The organism is Candidatus Nitrospira nitrosa (assembly GCF_001458735.1).
In the GTDB taxonomy this organism is placed as follows: domain Bacteria; phylum Nitrospirota; class Nitrospiria; order Nitrospirales; family Nitrospiraceae; genus Nitrospira_D; species Nitrospira_D nitrosa.
In genome coordinates, this window is sequence record NZ_CZQA01000001.1 from 120,073 (window position 1) to 138,382 (window position 18,310).

Genomic DNA, 18,310 nt, shown 5'->3' on the forward strand with positions numbered 1-18,310 from the left:
CTACTCCAATGTCAATGCGCGAATACGATGATTGAACGTGTCTGCCACCAGCAGCGTTCCGTCGCGATCGGCAACGATACCGAATGGGTAACATACACCGGCCTCTCGTGCGAGACTGCCATCACCTGAATAACAGGGGATTCCTTGCCCAGCCACACACACCGCCACCCCCGATTCCCGGTCCCATTCTCGGATGAGGTGATTGTCAGAGTCCGTCAGAAAGAGGCGCCCTTGATGATCAACGGCAATTCCGGTCGGACGTGAAAGACTTGCAGACAATGCCTCCGACACCGACTCATATCGATAGGATCCGCCATCTCCCGCCAGAGTCGAGAACAGCCCCGTCGGAAGATGGAGAGCACGAACTCGACCATTGAACGTATCAGCGATGTAGAGCTGGTCGCCCACGAGCGCCAAGCCGCTTGGGCCTGCCAAGGCCGTGTCGGTCCCAGACTTCCCATCCCCATCGTACGTCGCCGCCCCGGTTCCTGCAACGGTCTGAATAGCACCGGTTCTGAGGTCGATCATCCGCACACGATGGTTGCTCTGATCAGCGACGTACAGCTTCGTATCGTCATCGCCTAGAACCAGCGCCGCTGGATCATTGAGTGCCGCCTGATTGGCTGGGCCACCGTCTCCGGAGAAACGAGCTTGACCCGTTCCCGCCACGGTTGTGATGATACCCGTGGCTGCATCCACCATGCGTACGCGATGGTTCATGGTATCGACAATATAGAGATTGCCGGCCCGATCAACGACCACGGCAGTTGGGAAATTCAGCTGCGCACGGACCGCAAGCCCACCGTCTCCACCATATCGAGTCGATGCAGATGGCCCCTGCGTCCAATACCGGACTGTTCCGCTCAAATCAGCCTGCTGGGTATATGCACGCGTTCCTGGTCCGTCACCATTCTCGGCAAAGGGGTCTTCCTGCTCAAGCGCAGCCGGTGGTTCCGGTGATGCGATCGCAGGCGTCTGCTCGACGAACGGCGTACCCGCTACCGTGGAGATTCTACCGGTGAGACGGTCTATCCTGCGAATTACGTGATTTTCAGAGTCGGCCACATAAAGATGGCCGTGATGATCGATCGTCAAACCTTTTGGTTCGTTCAACTGCGCCTGTACCGCAAAACCACCATCTCCCCCAAAGCCGGGCTCGCCAGTACCAACGACTGTTCGAATCCTCCAACTAGTAAGAGTAGGTGCCATGGGTGTACGCTGAGAACTACTGGATCTGTTTGGCAATCGTGTCGCCCATCTCAACCGTTCCCACAATCTTCGCGCCGGGATTTTGAATGTCCTTCGTACGATAGCCGAGGTCGAGAGTATTGACGATAGCCTTCTCGATGGCATCCGCCTCTTTGTCGAGTTGAAACGCATAGGACAGCATCATTGCCACCGAGGCGATCGTCGCGATCGGGTTGGCGATATTCCTCCCCGCGATGTCCGGTGCACTCCCATGAATGGGCTCATAGAGACCAACCTTGGCGCCGACGCTCGCCGAAGGTAACATTCCAATCGACCCGGTCAACATCGCCGCTTCGTCGCTGAGGATATCACCGAACATGTTGTTGCAGAGCAGCACATCAAACTGCCTGGGGTTTCGCACCAATTGCATGGCGGCATTATCCACATAGATATGACTGAGCTCCACATCAGGATAGGAGGCATGGACGTCAATCACGACCTTGCGCCACAGCTCCGACGATTCCAGCACATTCGCTTTATCGACCGAGGTTACCTTCTTACGACGCTTCCGTGCAGCCTCGAATGCCACCTTGGCGATCCGCCGCACTTCCTCTGTCGTATAGACTTCGGTATTGACGCCCCGTTCATCGCCGTTCGGCAACTTCTCAATCCCCTTGGGTTTGCCGAAGTAAATACCGCCGGTGAGTTCGCGGATCACCAGAATATCAATTCCCTCGATCACCTCTCGCTTCAACGTCGAGGCATCGATCAGATTCGCATAGACCTTCGCCGGCCGCAGATTGGCATAGAGTCCCAGCGCCTCCCGGATACCGAGCAATGCACGTTCGGGCCGTAACGTATAGTCCAACCCTTCCCATCGAGGGCCTCCTACGGCCCCAAGTAGGACCGCATCGCTCTGCTTCGCCAATGTCAGCGTATCGTTCGGCAACGGCACACCAACCTTATCGATCGCCTGCCCACCGATATCGCCCGGGGTAAATTCGAATGAGTGCCCGTACTTTTCCGCAACGACTTTCAGAACCTTCACGGCTTCGGGAACGATCTCGCGTCCGACTCCGTCTCCTGCCAATACCGCAATCTTCGCTTTCACTGCGTACTCCTTTTCGTGGCTTGATGGCCGATAACTTATTCCAATACAGTTTCGTCTTCGCTCCGCCATGCAGGATCAACCAGACAAAGAAATTCGATGTCCGTCGTTCCGAAATTTTCCAGGTACTGTTGCCCTCCCGGCGAAACATAGACCGTCGTCCCCGCTTCAACCGGCGTGACCTGATCATCAATGGTCAGTTGCCCTCTTCCGGCAATAAAGTAATAGACTTCGGACGAGGCGAGAGCATGCCGTTTCGATCGATGTCCGGGGCTTAACGTCCCATGGGCGAGACTGTACCCAAGATTGAGCTGGTGCTTCGCAGGGTGGAAAATCTCCCGCAAGCGCGTATGGTCGCCGGCCAGAAATTCCGGACGATCCGCCGGTGTCACTTTAAACAAGAGCACGCTCCCTTCCCACCTTGATCCTCGTGGGCGAGAGAAACTCTACCGTGAGGTTCAGCGTCAAATCAAGTTGACCTTCTGCTCCCCCTGCGCTTGTTTTGCCGACAAATAGGCCAGTTTATTCAACGCGCTCAAATAGGCACGTGCGGATGCCATGATAATATCCGTATCGGCGCCATGACCAGACACCGTTCGACCATCCTCTTGCACCCGAACGGATACTTCACCCTGAGCATCGGTCCCACCAGTAATCGCCTTTACCACATACATCAGCAACTTGCTCTTGGTCCGTGTAATCGCCGCAATCGTTCGATAGACGGCATCCACCGGCCCATCGCCCGTCCCGGCCTGCGTGACGGCCGTACCGTCGATCTCCAATTCAACCGTAGCGGTTGGAACGCGATCCGTCCCACTCGCAACATGAAACGATTTCAGCGTAATGCGATCCGCCATCTTCGCCAATTCTTCCGACACAATCACTTCCAGATCTTCTTCAAAGATTTCTTTCTTTTGGTCCGCTAATTTTTTAAAGCGCTCGAATGCATGGTTCATCTCGTCTTCACTGAGTTTGTACCCCAACTCCTCCAAGCGCTGCCGAAAAGCATGGCGTCCCGACAGTTTTCCCATCACCATTTGGCTTTCGACCAATCCGATCGATTCCGGGCGCATGATTTCATACGTCGTCTTGTCTTTCAGCAGACCATCCTGATGAATCCCGGACGTGTGAGCAAAGGCATTCGCTCCCACGATCGCTTTATTGGGTTGTACGACCATCCCTGTGATCTTGCTCACCAAACGGCTGGTCTTTGCGATCTCCTCGGTCCGAACCTGCGTATCGGCCTGGTAGAAATCTGTTCTGGTCCTGAGCCCCATCACGACTTCTTCCAATGAGGTATTCCCCGCTCGCTCGCCGATGCCGTTGATCGTGCATTCCACCTGCCCAGCCCCATTGGCGATCGCCGCCAGGCTATTTGCGACCGCCATCCCAAGATCATTATGACAATGGACCGAGATCACCGCCTGTTTGGCATTCGGCACCTTGTCACAAATCCCTTTGATGAGTGCACCGAACTCTTGGGGGACCGCATAGCCGACCGTATCGGGGATGTTGATCGTACCAGCCCCAGCGGCAATCACCGCTTCAATCACCTCATAGAGATAGGCAGGATCGGACCGGCTTGCATCCATGGGAGAAAATTCAACATCCTCGACATACCCTCGCGCGCGCTGGACCATCTCCACGGCTCGCTGCTTGGCCTGTTCCCTGGTCATCCGAAACTGGTGCTTGAGATGAATGTCAGATGTCGACAAAAACGTATGGATGCGAATCTTAGGCGCGCCTTTCAAAGCTTCCCATGCCCGATCAATATCCTCGGGACGAGCCCGTGCCAAGCTGCAGATCGTCGGCCCCTCGACTTCTTGCGCAATGCGCCGAACCGCCTCAAAGTCACCGGGCGAACTATAGGCAAATCCCGCTTCAATTATATCGACGCCGAGCCGTGCCAGCTGCTTGGCCACCATGACCTTTTCTTCCACATTCATACTGGCCCCAGGCGATTGCTCACCATCTCTCAAGGTGGTATCAAAAATTCTGATCATGCGTGTCATCTTTGACCTCCGATACAAGCTGTTCAAAAAGTCCTTCCGGCAAGGCCGCAAGGAGCGAGCACCCCGAGACGTACGCGTTTGGTACGTTGAGGGGTTCGAACGACTGAGAACGCAGCCGGAAGGCTTTTTCAGCAGCTTGCAAAAAGAAAAAGCCTTCATCCCGTTAGACCCAGGGACGAAGGCTTGAGGCACTCCGTGGTACCACCCTGATTTAGCCTGAAGATCGCCTGACCTTCAAACCCTTCTTTCTGCCTCTTACGGAGGCAAGACGGAGTCTCTTACTTCCTGCTCGGAGACTCAGCTCAGAGGCGAGTTCAGCGATATCTAGGCTGGCTTGCACCACCCGCCAGCTCTCTCTTTAGAATGTTGAAACCGGTTCCCAACTGCCTTCTCGCATCGTTCAAAGGCTCAACGTACATCTCCAAGCATACGCCTCGCCTTTTCACTCGCTGCGGCCTTGCTGGATAACCGAATTGAACATTCTGTATTCTAGACCGTTCGCCTACTACTCCTCGTCCTAGCCATCCACACCCGCTTCGGTTTTCCCCTCTATCGTTATGGGTTTGATTCAACCGGCGGCAAGTCAACTTTTCCGCCACTTCGTTTCCCGGAGGCCGGAACCAGCAGTCCAACGATCTTTTCAACCGGTCCCATCAGGGCATAGCCGGCAAACACCACGAAGACCATGACGGCCGGCCATGCGGCGACCATCATCAGCGCGAGAATACCCCAGACCAGATAGGTGATCTGCCGATGCCCTTTGAACTTCAGATCTTTAAAGCTGCGATACTTGATCGTGCTGACCATTAGAAACGACAGCCCTAACGTCATCAATAGAACTACAATCGATCGGACATCCGTTCCCATCTTCATGATGTAGTGATCCATGACGACCAAGGACGCCACAACACCCGCAGCAGCGGGAATAGCCAACCCGGTAAAGTACTTACCGTCTGACACAGCCACCGTGGAGTTGAACCTCGCCAATCGGACGGCTCCCATGGCGACATAGGCAAACATCACGGCCACACCGAACGTACCATGCCCACTGAGCGCCCAGGAATAGATCAAGATCCCCGGGGCCACACCAAACGACACGACATCAGAAAGCGAATCATATTCCAAGCCGAACTGGCTGGTGCTGTTGGTCAGCCGAGCTGATTTTCCATCCAAGACATCAAAGATCATGGCGACTAACACCGCGATCGCGGCTTCCAGGTAGTTGCCGTTGAAGACCGATAGAATGGCAAACACCCCACAAAACAAGTTGCCCGTCGTGAAGAGGTTGGGGATCAGGTGCATCGCCGCCTTCCTCCGCTTTCCTCCCTTTCCAAACGAACTTCTAAAGCTCGCTGTTTTCATGGCAACTCTCCTAGGATAGTTTCACCACTTTTCACCCGCTGCCCGACAGCCACCCGAAGAGTGGTGCCGATGGGGAGAAAAGTATCCATGCGCGACCCAAACCGAATCAGCCCATATCGCTCACCCCGAATAGCGCGTTCCAGCGGCGCGATCCAACAGACGATGCGCCGAGCGATCAGCCCAGCTACCTGCACACACAAGACCTTGATCCCTTCATCGGTCTTGATCATCAATGCATTCTGCTCATTCATGAACGTGGCTTCGGGCTTACTCGCGACCATGAACAACCCCGGCTGATACTGCACGTTTTCGACCGTTCCGTCGCAGGGCAGTCGATTGATATGCACGTCGAAGACATTCAGGAAGATCGTCACCCGCAGGCTCCGTTCCTTTAGATACCTCGGCTCAAACTCTTCTTCGATCGCGATCACTTTACCATCGCCGGGCGCGACGATGAGGTTCCGACCTTGCGGAATCACTCTGGCCGGATTTCTGAAAAACCAGGCCGAAAACAATGTCGCAATGCCACCGAGGAACGCGACAAAGGACCAGCCCAACAACCCCGTCAACAGTGTAACGCCTGCCGGAAGCGCGATGAAGGGAATTCCTTCTTTTGCAAATGGAACGCCGACTGCACGATCCGCCATGGAGCCGCCTCAGTTCTTCACAAGAGATGTTCAAACCGACCGTCCAGCGAGGCCGCAGGGAGTGAAAAGGCGAAGCGTACGTGGTTATTGTACGTTGAGCCTTTGAACGATGCGAGAACGAAGCTGGTGGTTGGTTTCAACATCTCTAGTTTTTCGTTTTGTCGACCAGTTGATCCTTCTTGAGCCACGGCATCATTCCCCGCAGCTTGGCCCCCACTGCTTCGATGGGATGCGCCTCCCCTTTCGCAAGCAACGCATTATAGACCGGTCGATTGGCCTGATTCTCAAGCACCCATTCCTTGGCAAACCGCCCGGTCTGAATCTCGTCGAGAATCTTCTTCATCTCCTGCTTCGTTTGCTCGGTCACGACCCGTGGGCCGCGAGTCACATCGCCGTACTTCGCCGTCGTGCTGATCGAGTAGCGCATATTCGCAATGCCCCCCTGATAAATCAGATCGACGATGAGCTTCACTTCGTGCAAGCACTCGAAATACGCCATCTCAGGGGAGTATCCGGCTTCAATCAGCGTCTCGTAGCCCGCCTGAATCAAAGATGTGAGACCGCCACACAACACCGCTTGCTCGCCAAAGAGATCCGTCTCGGTCTCCTCACGGAAATTGGTCTCAATGACACCGGCACGCCCACCGCCGATCGCACTCGCGTACGCCAAGCCAACCTGCTTGGTCGTCCCGCTGGGATCCTGGTGAATCGCCAACAGGCACGGCACGCCGCTGCCCTTCGTATATTCAGAACGAACAAGATGTCCAGGGCCTTTCGGCGCCACCATGAAGACATTGATGGAGGCAGGCGGTACGATCTGCCCAAAGTGAATGTTGAAGCCATGACCGAATGCGAGGTAGGCCCCTGGCTTGAGATTGGACGCAATGTCTTGCCGATAGATGGCAGCCTGAGCTTCATCAGGCGCCAGGATCATCACGACATCGGACGCCTTCACGGCATCGGCCACAGGCATAACTTTCAGTCCACTCTGTTCGGCCTTTTTCCAGGACGCCCCCTCACGCAGTCCAATCACCACACTGACTCCGCTTTCCTTCATATTCAAGGCATGCGCATGGCCCTGGCTTCCATAGCCGACCACGGCTACCTTCTTGTTTCGAATCTGTTGAAGATCAGCATCCTTATCGTAGTAGATGTTCATGAAACACCCTTTCCATGTGTCAGGCTAGAGCGACGTTCTTTTATTACGCAGACCATCATTCGCGAGCAATTTTTTTCGCCTGGACGGCAGCCTGACGAACAGGCTCCCGCGCAACAGCGACTCGACCGGTGCGGACCAACTCTTTGATTCCAAGCGGCTGAAGCAAATTAATGATTGCTTCAATCTTCTTCGGGTCTCCGGAGACTTCGATCGTATAGGTCGTCGGCGTTGAATCGATGACGTTCGCGCGGAAGATATCGACGATCCTCAGCGCCTCGGCTCGATCCACATCCTTCGTGTGAACCTTAATGATCGCGGTCTCTCGCGAGACAAACTCCGCTTCATTGAGGTCCACCACCTTGATCACATCGATCAGTTTGTTCAGTTGCTTTACGATCTGCTCGATGATCCGTTCGTCTCCCGACGTCACAATCGTCATCTGGGACATGGAAGGATCCAGCGTCGGAGCAACCGACAAGCTCTCAATGTTGAACCCTCTCCCGCTGAACAGCCCCGCAACCCGGGATAACACTCCAAACTTGTTTTCAACGGTGACTGAAATAATATGTTCCATTCTCAACTCACAGAGCTTATAGCCGATGGCTTATGGCTCGGAGCCGACTACGGCCTCCCGTTTCTGCCATCAGCGATACACCTTACGCTCTCACTCCTATGCGGTTAGAACCGTATCCTTATCTTCCGGCGTCACTTTGGCGCCACCGGACTGCTTCATCTTCAACTCTGGGGGATCTTCCAAGATCATCTCATGGTTGCACCCGCCGGCAGGAATCATCGGATAGCAGTTTTCATAGGGATAGGTCGGAACATCCACAATGACTGGCTTATCCGTTGCCAACGCTTCTTTCAGAATGGCATCGAGATCGCCGACCTTCGTGACCCGCAACCCCACCGCCCCATAGGCGTCTGCCAACTTGACGAAATCCGGCGTCGTTCCCAGATTGCTTGACGCATATCGCCCGTTGTAAAACAGGTCTTGCCACTGCCGGACCATGCCGTGAAAGCCATTATTCAGGATGATGATCTTCACCGGCAATTTGCTGATCACAGCCGTAGCCATTTCCTGCATGTTCATTTGAATACTGCCGTCTCCTGCAATACAGAGCACCAGGCGATCCCGGAATGCCGCTTGCGCCCCCATCGCTGCAGGAAATCCGAACCCCATCGTACCCAGCCCGCCTGAGGTCAACCACCGGTTCGGTCTGGCCAGCTTGAAATACTGGGCGGCCCACATTTGGTGCTGACCGACATCGGTGGCGACGATCGGGTCTCGGTCTTTCGTCAGCTCGTACAGCCGCTTAACCACTTGCTGTGGCTTGATCGGCCCATCTTGTTCCTGGTGATACGTCAAGGGATGGGCCTGTTGCCAGGCTCGGATCTGATCCCACCAGGGTTTGCGAAGATCTTTTTGCTCACCATTGACCGTCGCACGAAGAATCTGATTCAACTCACGCAGCACCGTTTTGCAATCACCGACGATCGGAATATCGACATGAATATTTTTCCGAATCGACGTCGGGTCAATATCGACGTGAATCACCTTCGCATGAGGACAGAACTCCGCCACCTTTCCCGTCACCCGGTCATCAAACCTGGCACCAATCGCAATCACCAGGTCGGAATAATGCATCGCCATGTTGGCTTGATAGGTCCCGTGCATTCCCAGCATCCCTAAGGACAGCGGATGCTCGCCCGGAAATATTCCAAGTCCCATCAGCGTCATATCCACCGGAATCTGCGTCATCTCGGCCAACTCGAGCAGCTCTTGGGAAGCGCCCGAGAACACGGCACCCCCACCGACATAAAGAATCGGCTTCTTGGCCTTCATGATGGCTTCGGCGGCCTGCTTGATCTGCCACTTATTTCCTTCGACGGTCGGGTTATAGCCGCGGATCGAAACCGACTTGGGATAGACGAACTCCGCCACATTCTGAGAGACATCTTTGGGAATATCGACGAGTACCGGACCTGGTCGCCCGGTCGTGGCGATATAAAACGCCTCCTTGATGGTGGCGGCCAAATCGTTCACATCTTTCACGAGGAAATTATATTTCGTGCAGGGGCGGCTCAGCCCGATATTGTCTGCTTCCTGGAATGCATCATTCCCAATCAAGTTCGTCGGCACCTGGCCGCTAAAACAGACCACCGGTACCGAATCCATATAGGCATCGGCCAACGCCGTGATCACGTTGGTCATCCCAGGGCCAGAGGTGACCAGGCACACGCCCGCTTTCCCTGTCGCCTTGGCATAACCTTCCGCCATATGCCCCGCACCCTGTTCATGGCGCGTCAAGATCACTTCAACGTCTTTCTGCTGATGGAGCGTATCGAAAATCTTCAATACGACTCCGCCTGGAAGCGCGAACACGGTTTTCACCCCTTCCCGCTTCAGGCATTCGATGAAGATTTCAGCACCGGTGAGTTTCATGACACTCCTCCCTCCGACCGCATGTGTAGAAGGCCTCCGATCGATCGTGAGACCTTACAACAGCACCCCCTGGCGGAAGCACGCATCATCGTGCACAAATGTGTTTGAAATCAAGGGGAAAGATTTCTGATCGTAGCATTCCCACATATGAGCGTCAATATAGCCCCGTCGGCACCCAGTGGCCGAGCAGCACGAGGTATCGACGGCCCAGAGAGACTCTCGCTGAAGAAAGTGCGTGGATAGAAGGCCTATAAGCCGGATTCTGTCCCGCAAAGAAGTCTCCCCCTTTGCATGGATGATCATTTCTCTGGGATTCGAGTTACCCCGAACCTCAAGCGACCTACCCGAAGACCTCGACCGGGCCAGTCGGCGTACCGCAGTCCGTAAGGAGCACGGCACCTGTCTTCCTATTTGGCCTTGCACCAGGCGACGCTTACCGTGCCGGTGGTGTCACCACCCCCGCGGTGGGCTCTTACCCCACCGTTTCACCCTTACCTGATCCGCAGCAACCAGATGGGATCCCGTTGCCTTGGCCATCGGCGGTTTGTTTTCTGTGGTGCTGGTGTCGGATTACTCCGCCTGGGAGTTACCCAGCGCCCTGCCCATGGAGTCCGGACTTTCCTCTCGGAGCCGAAGCCCCGAGCAACCATCCAGCCTTCCGCCCACGCTGAGCCAGTATAAAGAATGGCTCCGGTCAGCCACAAGCAGTGCCCCGACTTCCCAAAGACGGCTGGCGACAACCACCCAGGGGTTTACCTGCTCCCAACATCCGGAAGTGGAGTAGTCGGCATGGGCGTTCGCTTCTGATAGATCTCCATCGCCTCAGGCATCCACTCTTTGAGTTGCTCAATTCTGGTGTCATGGCTCGGGTGAGTGGACATGAATTCCGGCTGTCCCCCGCCACCAGACTGTGCCATTCGCTCCCAGAGAGCAACGGACTCGCGTGGGTCATACCCGGCATCGGCCGCGAGAAGGATGCCGATATAGTCCGCTTCCGATTCATGCTTCCGACTGAAAGGCAGCAACACACCCACCTGTGCACCGACGCCAAGCGCCCCCATCGCCGCCTGGCCAAGTGCAGGATTTTTGCTCCCAATCCCAATGGCCGCCCCTATGACCTGCATGCCAACGTTCGCCGCTTGCCCCTGGCTCATTCGCTCCGCGCCATGACGAGCCAGGGCATGCACCACTTCATGACCCATGACTGCCGCCAACCCAGCCTCCGTCTTCGCCATCGGGAAAATGCCGGTGTAGACCGCCATCTTTCCACCTGGGAGTGCAAACGCATTGGCCGTCTTATCGTCTTTGATCACCGTCACTTCCCACTGGAACTGTTGAGCCATCTCGGCATACTTCGACCGTTTGGCCGCTTCAACAATACGAGCGGCCACCCGTTTGACCGGTTCAATCTCGCGCGGATCCTGTGAGGGATGCATTTTAGGATCGCTTTTCACCTGGTTGTACGCCTGCGCGCCCATCTGCATTTCTTGCCCCACTGAGGACATCAACAGTTGTCTTCGACCGGTATAGGGGTTGGTCTCACACCCCACCAAGCCAACTCCTCCTGCAATCAAACAGGCTATCGTGATGGCACGGGTGAATCGTTGAGTCTGCATATTCATTCTCCAGAGAATACTCGTAACCCCATCCATACATGATTGACCAACATGGATTCGATTGATAGATTACCGTCCCCCAAGCAAGATTTCCACCTGGCGTACAGGAACAGCATGAGCGAGCTTCGGTCTCACAACCAGATTGAGCGTATCGGCATCGACGAATCGGGAAAGGGCGATTACTTCGGTCCGCTCGTCATCGCCGCCGTGTTTGTGGATGCGACCACGCAAGGGGAACTACGTTTGATGGAGGTACGAGATAGCAAGAAAATCTCCGATGGGCGCGTGCTAGAGATGGCGATCGACATCAAGACTATTTGTCCGCACAGCGTCATCGCGATCGGGCCGCAGAAGTACAATGAGCTCTACGCCAAGATCAAAAACTTGAACCGCTTGCTCGCCTGGGGCCATGCCAAAACTCTGGAGAATCTACTGGAACGAGGCGTGACTTGCGAGCGAGCGATCTCCGATCAGTTCGGCGATGAGCGATTGATTCTGAATGTGCTACAAGAAAAGGGGCAAAAGATTACGCTGGAACAACGACCGAGAGCAGAATCTGATCTGGCCGTCGCTGCCGCATCCATCTTGGCACGAGCAGAATTTCTGACCCGTCTCAAACGGCTTTCCAGCGAGGTAGGTACTACGCTACCCAAGGGCGCCTCGCCCGCCGTCGAACTTGCCGCAAAGATGGTCATCAAGAAACATGGACAGGACCGGTTGGGCACCATTGCCAAGCTGCACTTTAAAACCACGAAGGCAGTACTGGCAAAGTTATCCTAAACTTTTCACCCCGGTGATCTTCGTCAAAGTCAGAGTCTCTCACCCCGTCATCGTCTTGTGTTCAATAAGACACTTTGAGTAAGTTACGGAGTTCCGAAGAGGAGTCACTCATGAATATCTTCCACGTAATGCTATTGGCCATTGCGATCCTACAGACCGCATGTGTTGGCCACAGACCGTATACCGAACAGGAGCGACAAACTCTCGCGCACACGAAAACCATCTGGGTTGACGTTCGCAGCGATGCTCGAACGCTCCCAACCGGAATAGCCGGCATCATCGAGAAGGTCGAACAGGACGTCAAAGCCAAACTCACGCAAGCAGGATTCACCGTCGTCCCAGATCAGTCCACAGCCGATGCCGTCCTACAACTGGCCTTTGATTTTTCGGATAGAAGACGCCAAGACGAGCTCTCAAGCAGCTACGAGAGCGCGTATCGACATGATGCCCATTCCATTCACGTCGGTGCAAGTCTGGATCATAAAGTGGTGGGACACCTGTTGTGGCATGGCGAGTCGATCTTGCCACCGTACGATTTGAATCTCTCTCGTTCCGCAATCATCAGGTACATTGATTCGGATGTAATGCAGGCGCTCTTCAAATCAACGACGCCCGCCAAACACTAACTTTGATCAGAGAGAACAACGAGGAGCAACCACCTGAACCACCGCGAGCAAATGTCGGAACACGTCAGCACCCACTCCCCGAAGACACCTCACCCACCACTGAGCTTACCGCGAAGATCATCATTGAAAAATATGGGGAGAACCGGCTCGGCACCAGACCGTTTCATGATGAAACAAGCCGACTCCTGAACATGTCTTCACAACTTGCACATATCTCAGCGCATTCGCGGCCGCACTTCATACGACAGAGGATGAGACTAGCCGGAACGAGTCACATGAAGCAAAAGCCTCTTACCATCATGCCAAAAGGAGAGTAAGATCCTCCTACCGTTCTCAGTCGATGGACTATGGCAGCCTCCCTTGACCATATTCACCCCGGCACCCCGATGGGTGCCAATCTGATTGCCGACGGCGCAACGTTCAGGGTCTGGGCTCCCAATGCCAGGACCGTTCACGTCATCGGGGAGTTCAACAACCGGCTTCGCACCGACGCCAGTTTGCTCACGCGCGATGAGTCAGGCCACTGGCGCGGATTCATTCCCGGGGTCAAGGATCGCCAGCGGTACCTGTTCTATATCATGGGAGAGGGCAGCGAGGGACCGAAACGCGATCCGTACGCCCGCGAGCTTGAGACCCCTTTCCCCAGTGAGTGTATCGTCCGTACGACCGATTTTCCCTGGCACGAGAACGGGTTCATCACACCACCCTTTCACGAGTTGGTGATCTACCAACTCCACGTCGGCACGTTCTTCACCCCGAACCTGCCTTATAAGGGCGGGACGTTTCTCGATGTCGCTCGCAAACTCCCCTACCTGACTGAGCTGGGCGTGACGGCCCTGCAGCTTCTGCCCATTCAGGAATTTCAAACCAGCTTCAGTCTGGGCTACAACGGCACCGACTATTTTTCACCGGAAATGGATTTCGCCGTAGTGGATGCCGAGCTGCCTCCATACGTCGCCGAACTGAACCGCTTACTCGACGCGAAGGGATTGCGCCGTTATCACGTCGCTGACTTGCGCGGGGAAATGAATCAACTCAAAGCCCTGGTGGATCTGGCCCATCTTCACGATCTCGCCGTCATCCTTGACGTGGTCTACAATCATGCGGGCGGCGAATTCGGAGACCAGAGCCTCTACTTCTTTGATCGCCAACATCCGGCAGGAGGACACCGGCACTCGCTGTATTTTTCCGACAAGGGCCATGCAGGCGGGCTCGTGTTCGATTACGCCGAACCAGAGGTGCGTGATTTTTTGATTCAGAATGCCAAGTTCTTTGTCGACGAATATCGAGTCGACGGCTTTCGCTATGATCAGGTCAGCGTGATCGACCATGATGGTGCGCCTCATGGTTGGCGATTCTGCCAGGACCTCACCTCCACGCTGCACGCGCATCGACCTTCAGTCTTGCATCACGCCGAGTATTGGGACGTGAATCCCTATGTAGTGAAGCCAGCCCCGGAAGGGGCCGGATTCGATATGACCCTCACTGACGGTTTCCGTATCGCGATCCGCAACACGATCGAGAACGCAAGCCTACCGGATGACCGTCCGCTCGACATGACGGGACTCGCACAGGCTCTCTGGCCTGAAGGGTTTCGTGAGCAGTGGCGTTTCGTGCAGGGTCCGGAAAATCACGACATCGTCTATCGAGAGCGGGAGCAGCGCATTGCTCGACTTGGTGATTCGTCCAATCCCCGTTCCTGGTACGGAAGGAGCCGCTCTCGTATAGCAACAGGCCTCAGCCTGACGGCTCCGGGGATTCCGATGCTGTTCATGGGCCAGGAATTTCTAGAAGACAAACAGTGGGCGGACGATTTCGTGTCCCACCATGATCTGCTCCTCTACTGGGCAGGCCTGGATCAGGGCGACAAGCAGATGCTGGACCACGTGCGGTTCGTCAGAGAGTTGCTCGCCCTTCGGCGCCAATTACCCGGGTTGCGCGGACAAGGCTTTCGTGTGGTGCATGTGCATGATCAGAACCGTGTGCTGTCATTCCATCGCTGGGCCGAGGGTGAAGGTCACGACGCAATCGTGGTCGTGCACCTGTCGCCCTTCCATCGGTTCGAATATCGTATCGGCTTCCCCTCCAGCGGAGAATGGCGCGAAGCGTTCAACAGCGACGTGTATGAGAACTGGGTCAATCCAAGCGTGGTCGGCAACGGCGGACGAGTGGCCGCGGATCCACAGCCCTTGCATGGCTTCGACTCTTCTGCAGCTCTTATCCTTCCAGCCAACAGCATCCTGGTCTTCACTCGATAACGCGGTTCAAGATATTGCTTCTCTTTTCCTCGGGCATCTTACACAAGAGACAAAGCGGATCGAAGAATCGTTGCGTTTATTGCGGCACCGTGATCCTGCTCTTGCAATCAACCTAGCCTTGCCGATTATGGATTTATCCCATGAACTGGAGTCAGGACCGACCTCATATCGCTGTGGCACAGGAGGGTCGATGCCTTAGGATCCCGTTCCTGAAAGGCTAGAACCTATTCTTAGACCGACTCCCCCACTTCCATATCCGCTTTTCTCGCTTCACTGAGGGCCGAAGCGGATTCTTTCGCTGGCTCGCCTTCCCAGTAGAGAATCCGCCTACAATAGGGGCAGAGGTGGAGATCATCTGATCGCCTCACCTGGGCGATGAGCTGGGGTGGGATCTGTAAGCGACACCCGACACACATACCATCACGGACTGCGGCCAAGGGCTGATCCCTTCTGGTGGCCTTCACCTGATTGTACCGGTCCAGGAGGCTCTTCTCCACTTTCCCAGCCGCGTCTCGATAGTCGGCTTCCAGTCGTGCCAGTTCTTTCGCCAGCTCCTTGTCCTGCTTGTCCAACTCCTGTTTTTCCTGACTGAACACACTGTCCTGCGCTTGTTTTTTCTCCTGCAGCGCCTTGGCGACCTTTTGGAGTTCATCGATCTTTTCCATCGCCAGCAAAATCTTTTCCTCAAACTCGCCCCGCTTTTTATTCGCCAATTCGAGCTCAAACAAATGTGCCTGATACTCTTTGTTGGTCTTCAGACTCGCCGCATGTGATTTCATCTTCTCCGTCTGCACTTCGTGCATTTCGAGATCCTTCTCATGCGCGCGTCGTTCCTTGGTAGCCGCATCGACTGCGGCTTTTGTATCAGTCAGGGCCTGGGATAGTTCTCGAAGCGGAGTTTCGGCCACGTGGAGACGTTCGGGGATTTTTCTTCGAATCTCCGTGATCTCCATGATCCGGAGATCCAGTTTTTGCAATTCGATGAGCGGGGACAGTTTCTGATTCACCGTATCCTTTCCATCAGTGCCGAAGCACTCAAGGCGCGAGTAATATCTCCGGCTGGTGGGCCCACTAGGACTTGAACCTAGGACCAGCTGATTATGAGTCAGCCGCTCTAACCACCTGAGCTATGGGCCCTCTTCGGAATGGTCAAAACCAGGATGAGGTCTGGTATAGGAAATGGCCTCGACAGTTCTCCTCACGCCCTCTTCTTGACCTGAGCCTCAGCTTGGAGCGGATTCTAGGCCGACCCTCCGAACGGAGTCAAATCAGGCCTCCGTGAGTCCGATCGTCTACAAACTCTCGACAAAACTCCGCAGCTTCTTACTGCGGCTCGGATGTCGCAACTTTCTGAGGGCTTTGGCCTCGATCTGCCGGATACGCTCACGCGTCACTTCAAAGTCCTGACCGACTTCTTCCAAGGTATGGTCGGTTGCTTCCCCGATCCCAAACCGTTTGCGCAGGACCTTTTCCTCACGTGGCGTCAAGGTTTCTAATGCGCTGTTGATCTGCCGTTGCAAATCGTAGCGAATGGCCGCTTCCAGCGGTGACACGGCCTTCTTATCTTCGATGAAATCGCCCAGATGGCTGTCTTCTTCTTCTCCGATCGGTGTTTCGAGCGAAATAGGCTCACGGGCAATTTTGAGGATCTTTCTGACTTTGTCCAACGGCAGATCCATCCGTTCGGCGATTTCTTCCGGCAAGGGTTCTCGTCCCAGTTTTTGCACGAGATGCCGAGACGTGCGGATCAGTTTATTGATCGTTTCAATCATATGCACCGGGATCCGGATCGTACGGGCCTGGTCAGCGATTGCCCGAGTGATCGCCTGCCGGATCCACCACGTCGCGTACGTGCTGAACTTGTACCCGCGCTTATATTCAAATTTGTCTACCGCCTTCATGAGCCCGATATTGCCTTCTTGAATCAAATCGAGAAATTGAAGGCCACGGTTCGTATACTTCTTGGCGATACTGACGACAAGCCGCAGATTCGCCTCGACCAACTCCGCCTTTCCGCGCTTGACCTTCTCCTCCGCGACATCAAGATGCTTGACCGCGTCCTTGATTTCTTCAGCAGGGACCAACGCTTCTTCGGCCTCCAGCTGCCGAACTCGTGCCTTGGCGGCTTGGTACACCTTGCGAATCTCCAGCAAGGCCTCCTCCGACACGCCGGTCTTCCGCTTCACCGCCAGAAAATCCTGGCGGCTGCGGCACATCTTCCTCAATAACTCTGCTCCGGTCTCGCCACCAACCCCAATACGCCGCTGACAGCTGACCGCCTCTCGCTCGGCCACTCGAATTTGGATGGCAAGCTCGCGGACCCGTTGCACCATCCGCTCTTTCAGCACCCCATGGAGGTTGACTGATTCGATCTTGTTCACCACCTGCTGACGGACGGCTTCAAACTGTTTCTTAAACTTCTTCTGCTTCGCCTGATCGTTCCCGAGATGTTTTCCCTTCTCCGCCAAGGCCTTGAGCGCGAGGGAGACTTTCCGTACCGAGTTCAACGCATCGAGCGTCTTGACTCGGAGTTCCTCGTAATCACGTTCGACCGGTTGCTGCTCTTCTTCAAAATCCTCTTCTGTCTCTTGCACGGGAACGATTTCGCGGACATCGATTTTTCCATTCTTCAGCTGATCCCTGAGCGCCAAGACAAACTCAATCGTCATCGGCATCCCGTAGATCACGGACGCAATATCAAATTTCCCCTCTTCAATCCGTTTGGCGATCTCGATTTCACCTTCTCGGCTCAAGAGCGCTACACTGCCCATTTCCTTGAGGTAGAGGCGCACAGGATCATCCGTGCGACTCAATGCTCCTGGCGTCAAATCGATCGCCTTATCGTTGTCGTCCTCTGAATCCGACTCCACCTCTTCGCCTTCTTCCCCCCCCTCACCATCGCCTCGCTTTGAAACCCGTTCTCCCTCCGTCGCTTCGACGATCTCGATGTCCATCTCACCAAACATCGCCATGATGCTGCCAAACTGATCGGATGAGACCACTTCAGCCGGCAAGGTGCTGTTGAGCTCGTCATACGTCAGGAAGCCTTTTTCCTTCCCGATTGAGATCAGCTTCTTCACCTCGCCCAATAACTCTTGTTTCGACATG

The 18,310-nt window shown here is 55.1% G+C and carries 15 protein-coding genes, 1 tRNA gene and 1 other RNA gene; 3 read left to right on the plus strand and 14 right to left on the minus strand.

The annotated features are described in order from the left end of the window. The 11 genes from COMA1_RS00590 to COMA1_RS00640 form a co-directional block, all read right to left on the minus strand. On the minus strand, positions 1-1,209 hold the full coding sequence (locus COMA1_RS00590) for an NHL domain-containing protein (protein WP_141654168.1): 1,209 nt from the start codon (positions 1,207-1,209) through the stop codon (positions 1-3). 16 nt (positions 1,210-1,225) lie between these two features. Next, positions 1,226-2,299 (minus strand): 3-isopropylmalate dehydrogenase, encoded by a 1,074-nt coding sequence (leuB, locus tag COMA1_RS00595; protein WP_090742290.1) that lies wholly within the window; start codon positions 2,297-2,299, stop codon positions 1,226-1,228. 35 nt (positions 2,300-2,334) lie between these two features. Further along, complete coding sequence (locus COMA1_RS00600; RefSeq protein WP_407921308.1) at positions 2,335-2,697, minus strand: cupin domain-containing protein; 363 nt, start codon at positions 2,695-2,697, stop codon at positions 2,335-2,337. Positions 2,698-2,760: 63 nt separating this feature from the next. After that, positions 2,761-4,308, minus strand: coding sequence for a 2-isopropylmalate synthase (locus COMA1_RS00605; RefSeq protein ID WP_090742295.1), 1,548 nt, complete (start codon positions 4,306-4,308; stop codon positions 2,761-2,763). A gap of 555 nt (positions 4,309-4,863) precedes the next feature. Beyond that, positions 4,864-5,670: a CDP-diacylglycerol--serine O-phosphatidyltransferase gene (pssA, locus tag COMA1_RS00610; protein WP_090742298.1), complete on the minus strand. Its 807-nt coding sequence runs from the start codon at positions 5,668-5,670 to the stop codon at positions 4,864-4,866. Next, positions 5,667-6,317: a phosphatidylserine decarboxylase family protein gene (locus COMA1_RS00615; protein ID WP_090742301.1), complete on the minus strand. Its 651-nt coding sequence runs from the start codon at positions 6,315-6,317 to the stop codon at positions 5,667-5,669. The genes pssA and COMA1_RS00615 overlap by 4 nt, the downstream gene beginning before the upstream one ends. A gap of 145 nt (positions 6,318-6,462) precedes the next feature. Beyond that, entirely contained in the window at positions 6,463-7,476 is a 1,014-nt protein-coding gene (gene ilvC, locus COMA1_RS00620) for a ketol-acid reductoisomerase (protein WP_090742304.1), read from the minus strand. 55 nt (positions 7,477-7,531) lie between these two features. Next, positions 7,532-8,050 (minus strand): acetolactate synthase small subunit, encoded by a 519-nt coding sequence (ilvN, locus tag COMA1_RS00625; protein WP_090742307.1) that lies wholly within the window; start codon positions 8,048-8,050, stop codon positions 7,532-7,534. 96 nt (positions 8,051-8,146) lie between these two features. Continuing rightward, positions 8,147-9,922: a biosynthetic-type acetolactate synthase large subunit gene (gene ilvB / locus COMA1_RS00630; RefSeq protein ID WP_090742310.1), complete on the minus strand. Its 1,776-nt coding sequence runs from the start codon at positions 9,920-9,922 to the stop codon at positions 8,147-8,149. A gap of 235 nt (positions 9,923-10,157) precedes the next feature. Then, an RNA gene (rnpB, locus tag COMA1_RS00635) (RNase P RNA component class A) lies at positions 10,158-10,584 on the minus strand. 90 nt (positions 10,585-10,674) lie between these two features. Further along, the gene (locus COMA1_RS00640; protein ID WP_090742313.1) at positions 10,675-11,538 is read right to left on the minus strand and encodes a M48 family metallopeptidase; all 864 of its coding nucleotides are present in this window, start codon (positions 11,536-11,538) and stop codon (positions 10,675-10,677) included. Positions 11,539-11,652: 114 nt separating this feature from the next. Between COMA1_RS00640 and rnhC the strand changes: the two genes are divergently transcribed. The 3 genes from rnhC to COMA1_RS00655 all read left to right on the plus strand — a co-directional run bounded on the left by rnhC (position 11,653) and on the right by COMA1_RS00655 (position 15,202). Next, positions 11,653-12,318: a ribonuclease HIII gene (rnhC, locus tag COMA1_RS00645; RefSeq protein WP_090742316.1), complete on the plus strand. Its 666-nt coding sequence runs from the start codon at positions 11,653-11,655 to the stop codon at positions 12,316-12,318. Positions 12,319-12,428: 110 nt separating this feature from the next. Continuing rightward, entirely contained in the window at positions 12,429-12,944 is a 516-nt protein-coding gene (locus tag COMA1_RS00650) for a hypothetical protein (RefSeq protein WP_090742319.1), read from the plus strand. Positions 12,945-13,291: 347 nt separating this feature from the next. Then, positions 13,292-15,202 (plus strand): alpha amylase C-terminal domain-containing protein, encoded by a 1,911-nt coding sequence (locus COMA1_RS00655; RefSeq protein ID WP_090742321.1) that lies wholly within the window; start codon positions 13,292-13,294, stop codon positions 15,200-15,202. Positions 15,203-15,432: 230 nt separating this feature from the next. Here COMA1_RS00655 and COMA1_RS00660 read toward each other — a convergent pair whose 3' ends face one another. The 3 genes from COMA1_RS00660 to rpoD form a co-directional block, all read right to left on the minus strand. Then, entirely contained in the window at positions 15,433-16,209 is a 777-nt protein-coding gene (locus COMA1_RS00660) for a zinc ribbon domain-containing protein (protein WP_090742324.1), read from the minus strand. 53 nt (positions 16,210-16,262) lie between these two features. After that, positions 16,263-16,339 (minus strand) — tRNA-Ile (locus COMA1_RS00665). 155 nt (positions 16,340-16,494) lie between these two features. Further along, positions 16,495-18,309 (minus strand): RNA polymerase sigma factor RpoD, encoded by a 1,815-nt coding sequence (gene rpoD / locus COMA1_RS00670; protein ID WP_090742327.1) that lies wholly within the window; start codon positions 18,307-18,309, stop codon positions 16,495-16,497. Between the last annotated feature and the right edge of the window lies 1 nt (position 18,310).

What these genes read in the sequence shown, in the direction of transcription:
- COMA1_RS00605 (WP_090742295.1), bottom strand. Translation starts at nt 4,308, where the DNA reads ATGACACGCATGATCAGAATTTTTGATACCACCTTGAGAGATGGTGAG.
- ilvN (WP_090742307.1), bottom strand. Translation starts at nt 8,050, where the DNA reads ATGGAACATATTATTTCAGTCACCGTTGAAAACAAGTTTGGAGTGTTA.
- COMA1_RS00655 (WP_090742321.1), top strand. Translation starts at nt 13,292, where the DNA reads ATGGCAGCCTCCCTTGACCATATTCACCCCGGCACCCCGATGGGTGCC.
- ilvB (WP_090742310.1), bottom strand. Translation starts at nt 9,922, where the DNA reads ATGAAACTCACCGGTGCTGAAATCTTCATCGAATGCCTGAAGCGGGAA.
- pssA (WP_090742298.1), bottom strand. Translation starts at nt 5,670, where the DNA reads ATGAAAACAGCGAGCTTTAGAAGTTCGTTTGGAAAGGGAGGAAAGCGG.
- COMA1_RS00650 (WP_090742319.1), top strand. Translation starts at nt 12,429, where the DNA reads ATGAATATCTTCCACGTAATGCTATTGGCCATTGCGATCCTACAGACC.
- rpoD (WP_090742327.1), bottom strand. Translation starts at nt 18,309, where the DNA reads ATGTCGAAACAAGAGTTATTGGGCGAGGTGAAGAAGCTGATCTCAATC.
- COMA1_RS00590 (WP_141654168.1), bottom strand. Translation starts at nt 1,209, where the DNA reads ATGGCACCTACTCTTACTAGTTGGAGGATTCGAACAGTCGTTGGTACT.
- COMA1_RS00615 (WP_090742301.1), bottom strand. Translation starts at nt 6,317, where the DNA reads ATGGCGGATCGTGCAGTCGGCGTTCCATTTGCAAAAGAAGGAATTCCC.
- rnhC (WP_090742316.1), top strand. Translation starts at nt 11,653, where the DNA reads ATGAGCGAGCTTCGGTCTCACAACCAGATTGAGCGTATCGGCATCGAC.
- ilvC (WP_090742304.1), bottom strand. Translation starts at nt 7,476, where the DNA reads ATGAACATCTACTACGATAAGGATGCTGATCTTCAACAGATTCGAAAC.
- COMA1_RS00640 (WP_090742313.1), bottom strand. Translation starts at nt 11,538, where the DNA reads ATGCAGACTCAACGATTCACCCGTGCCATCACGATAGCCTGTTTGATT.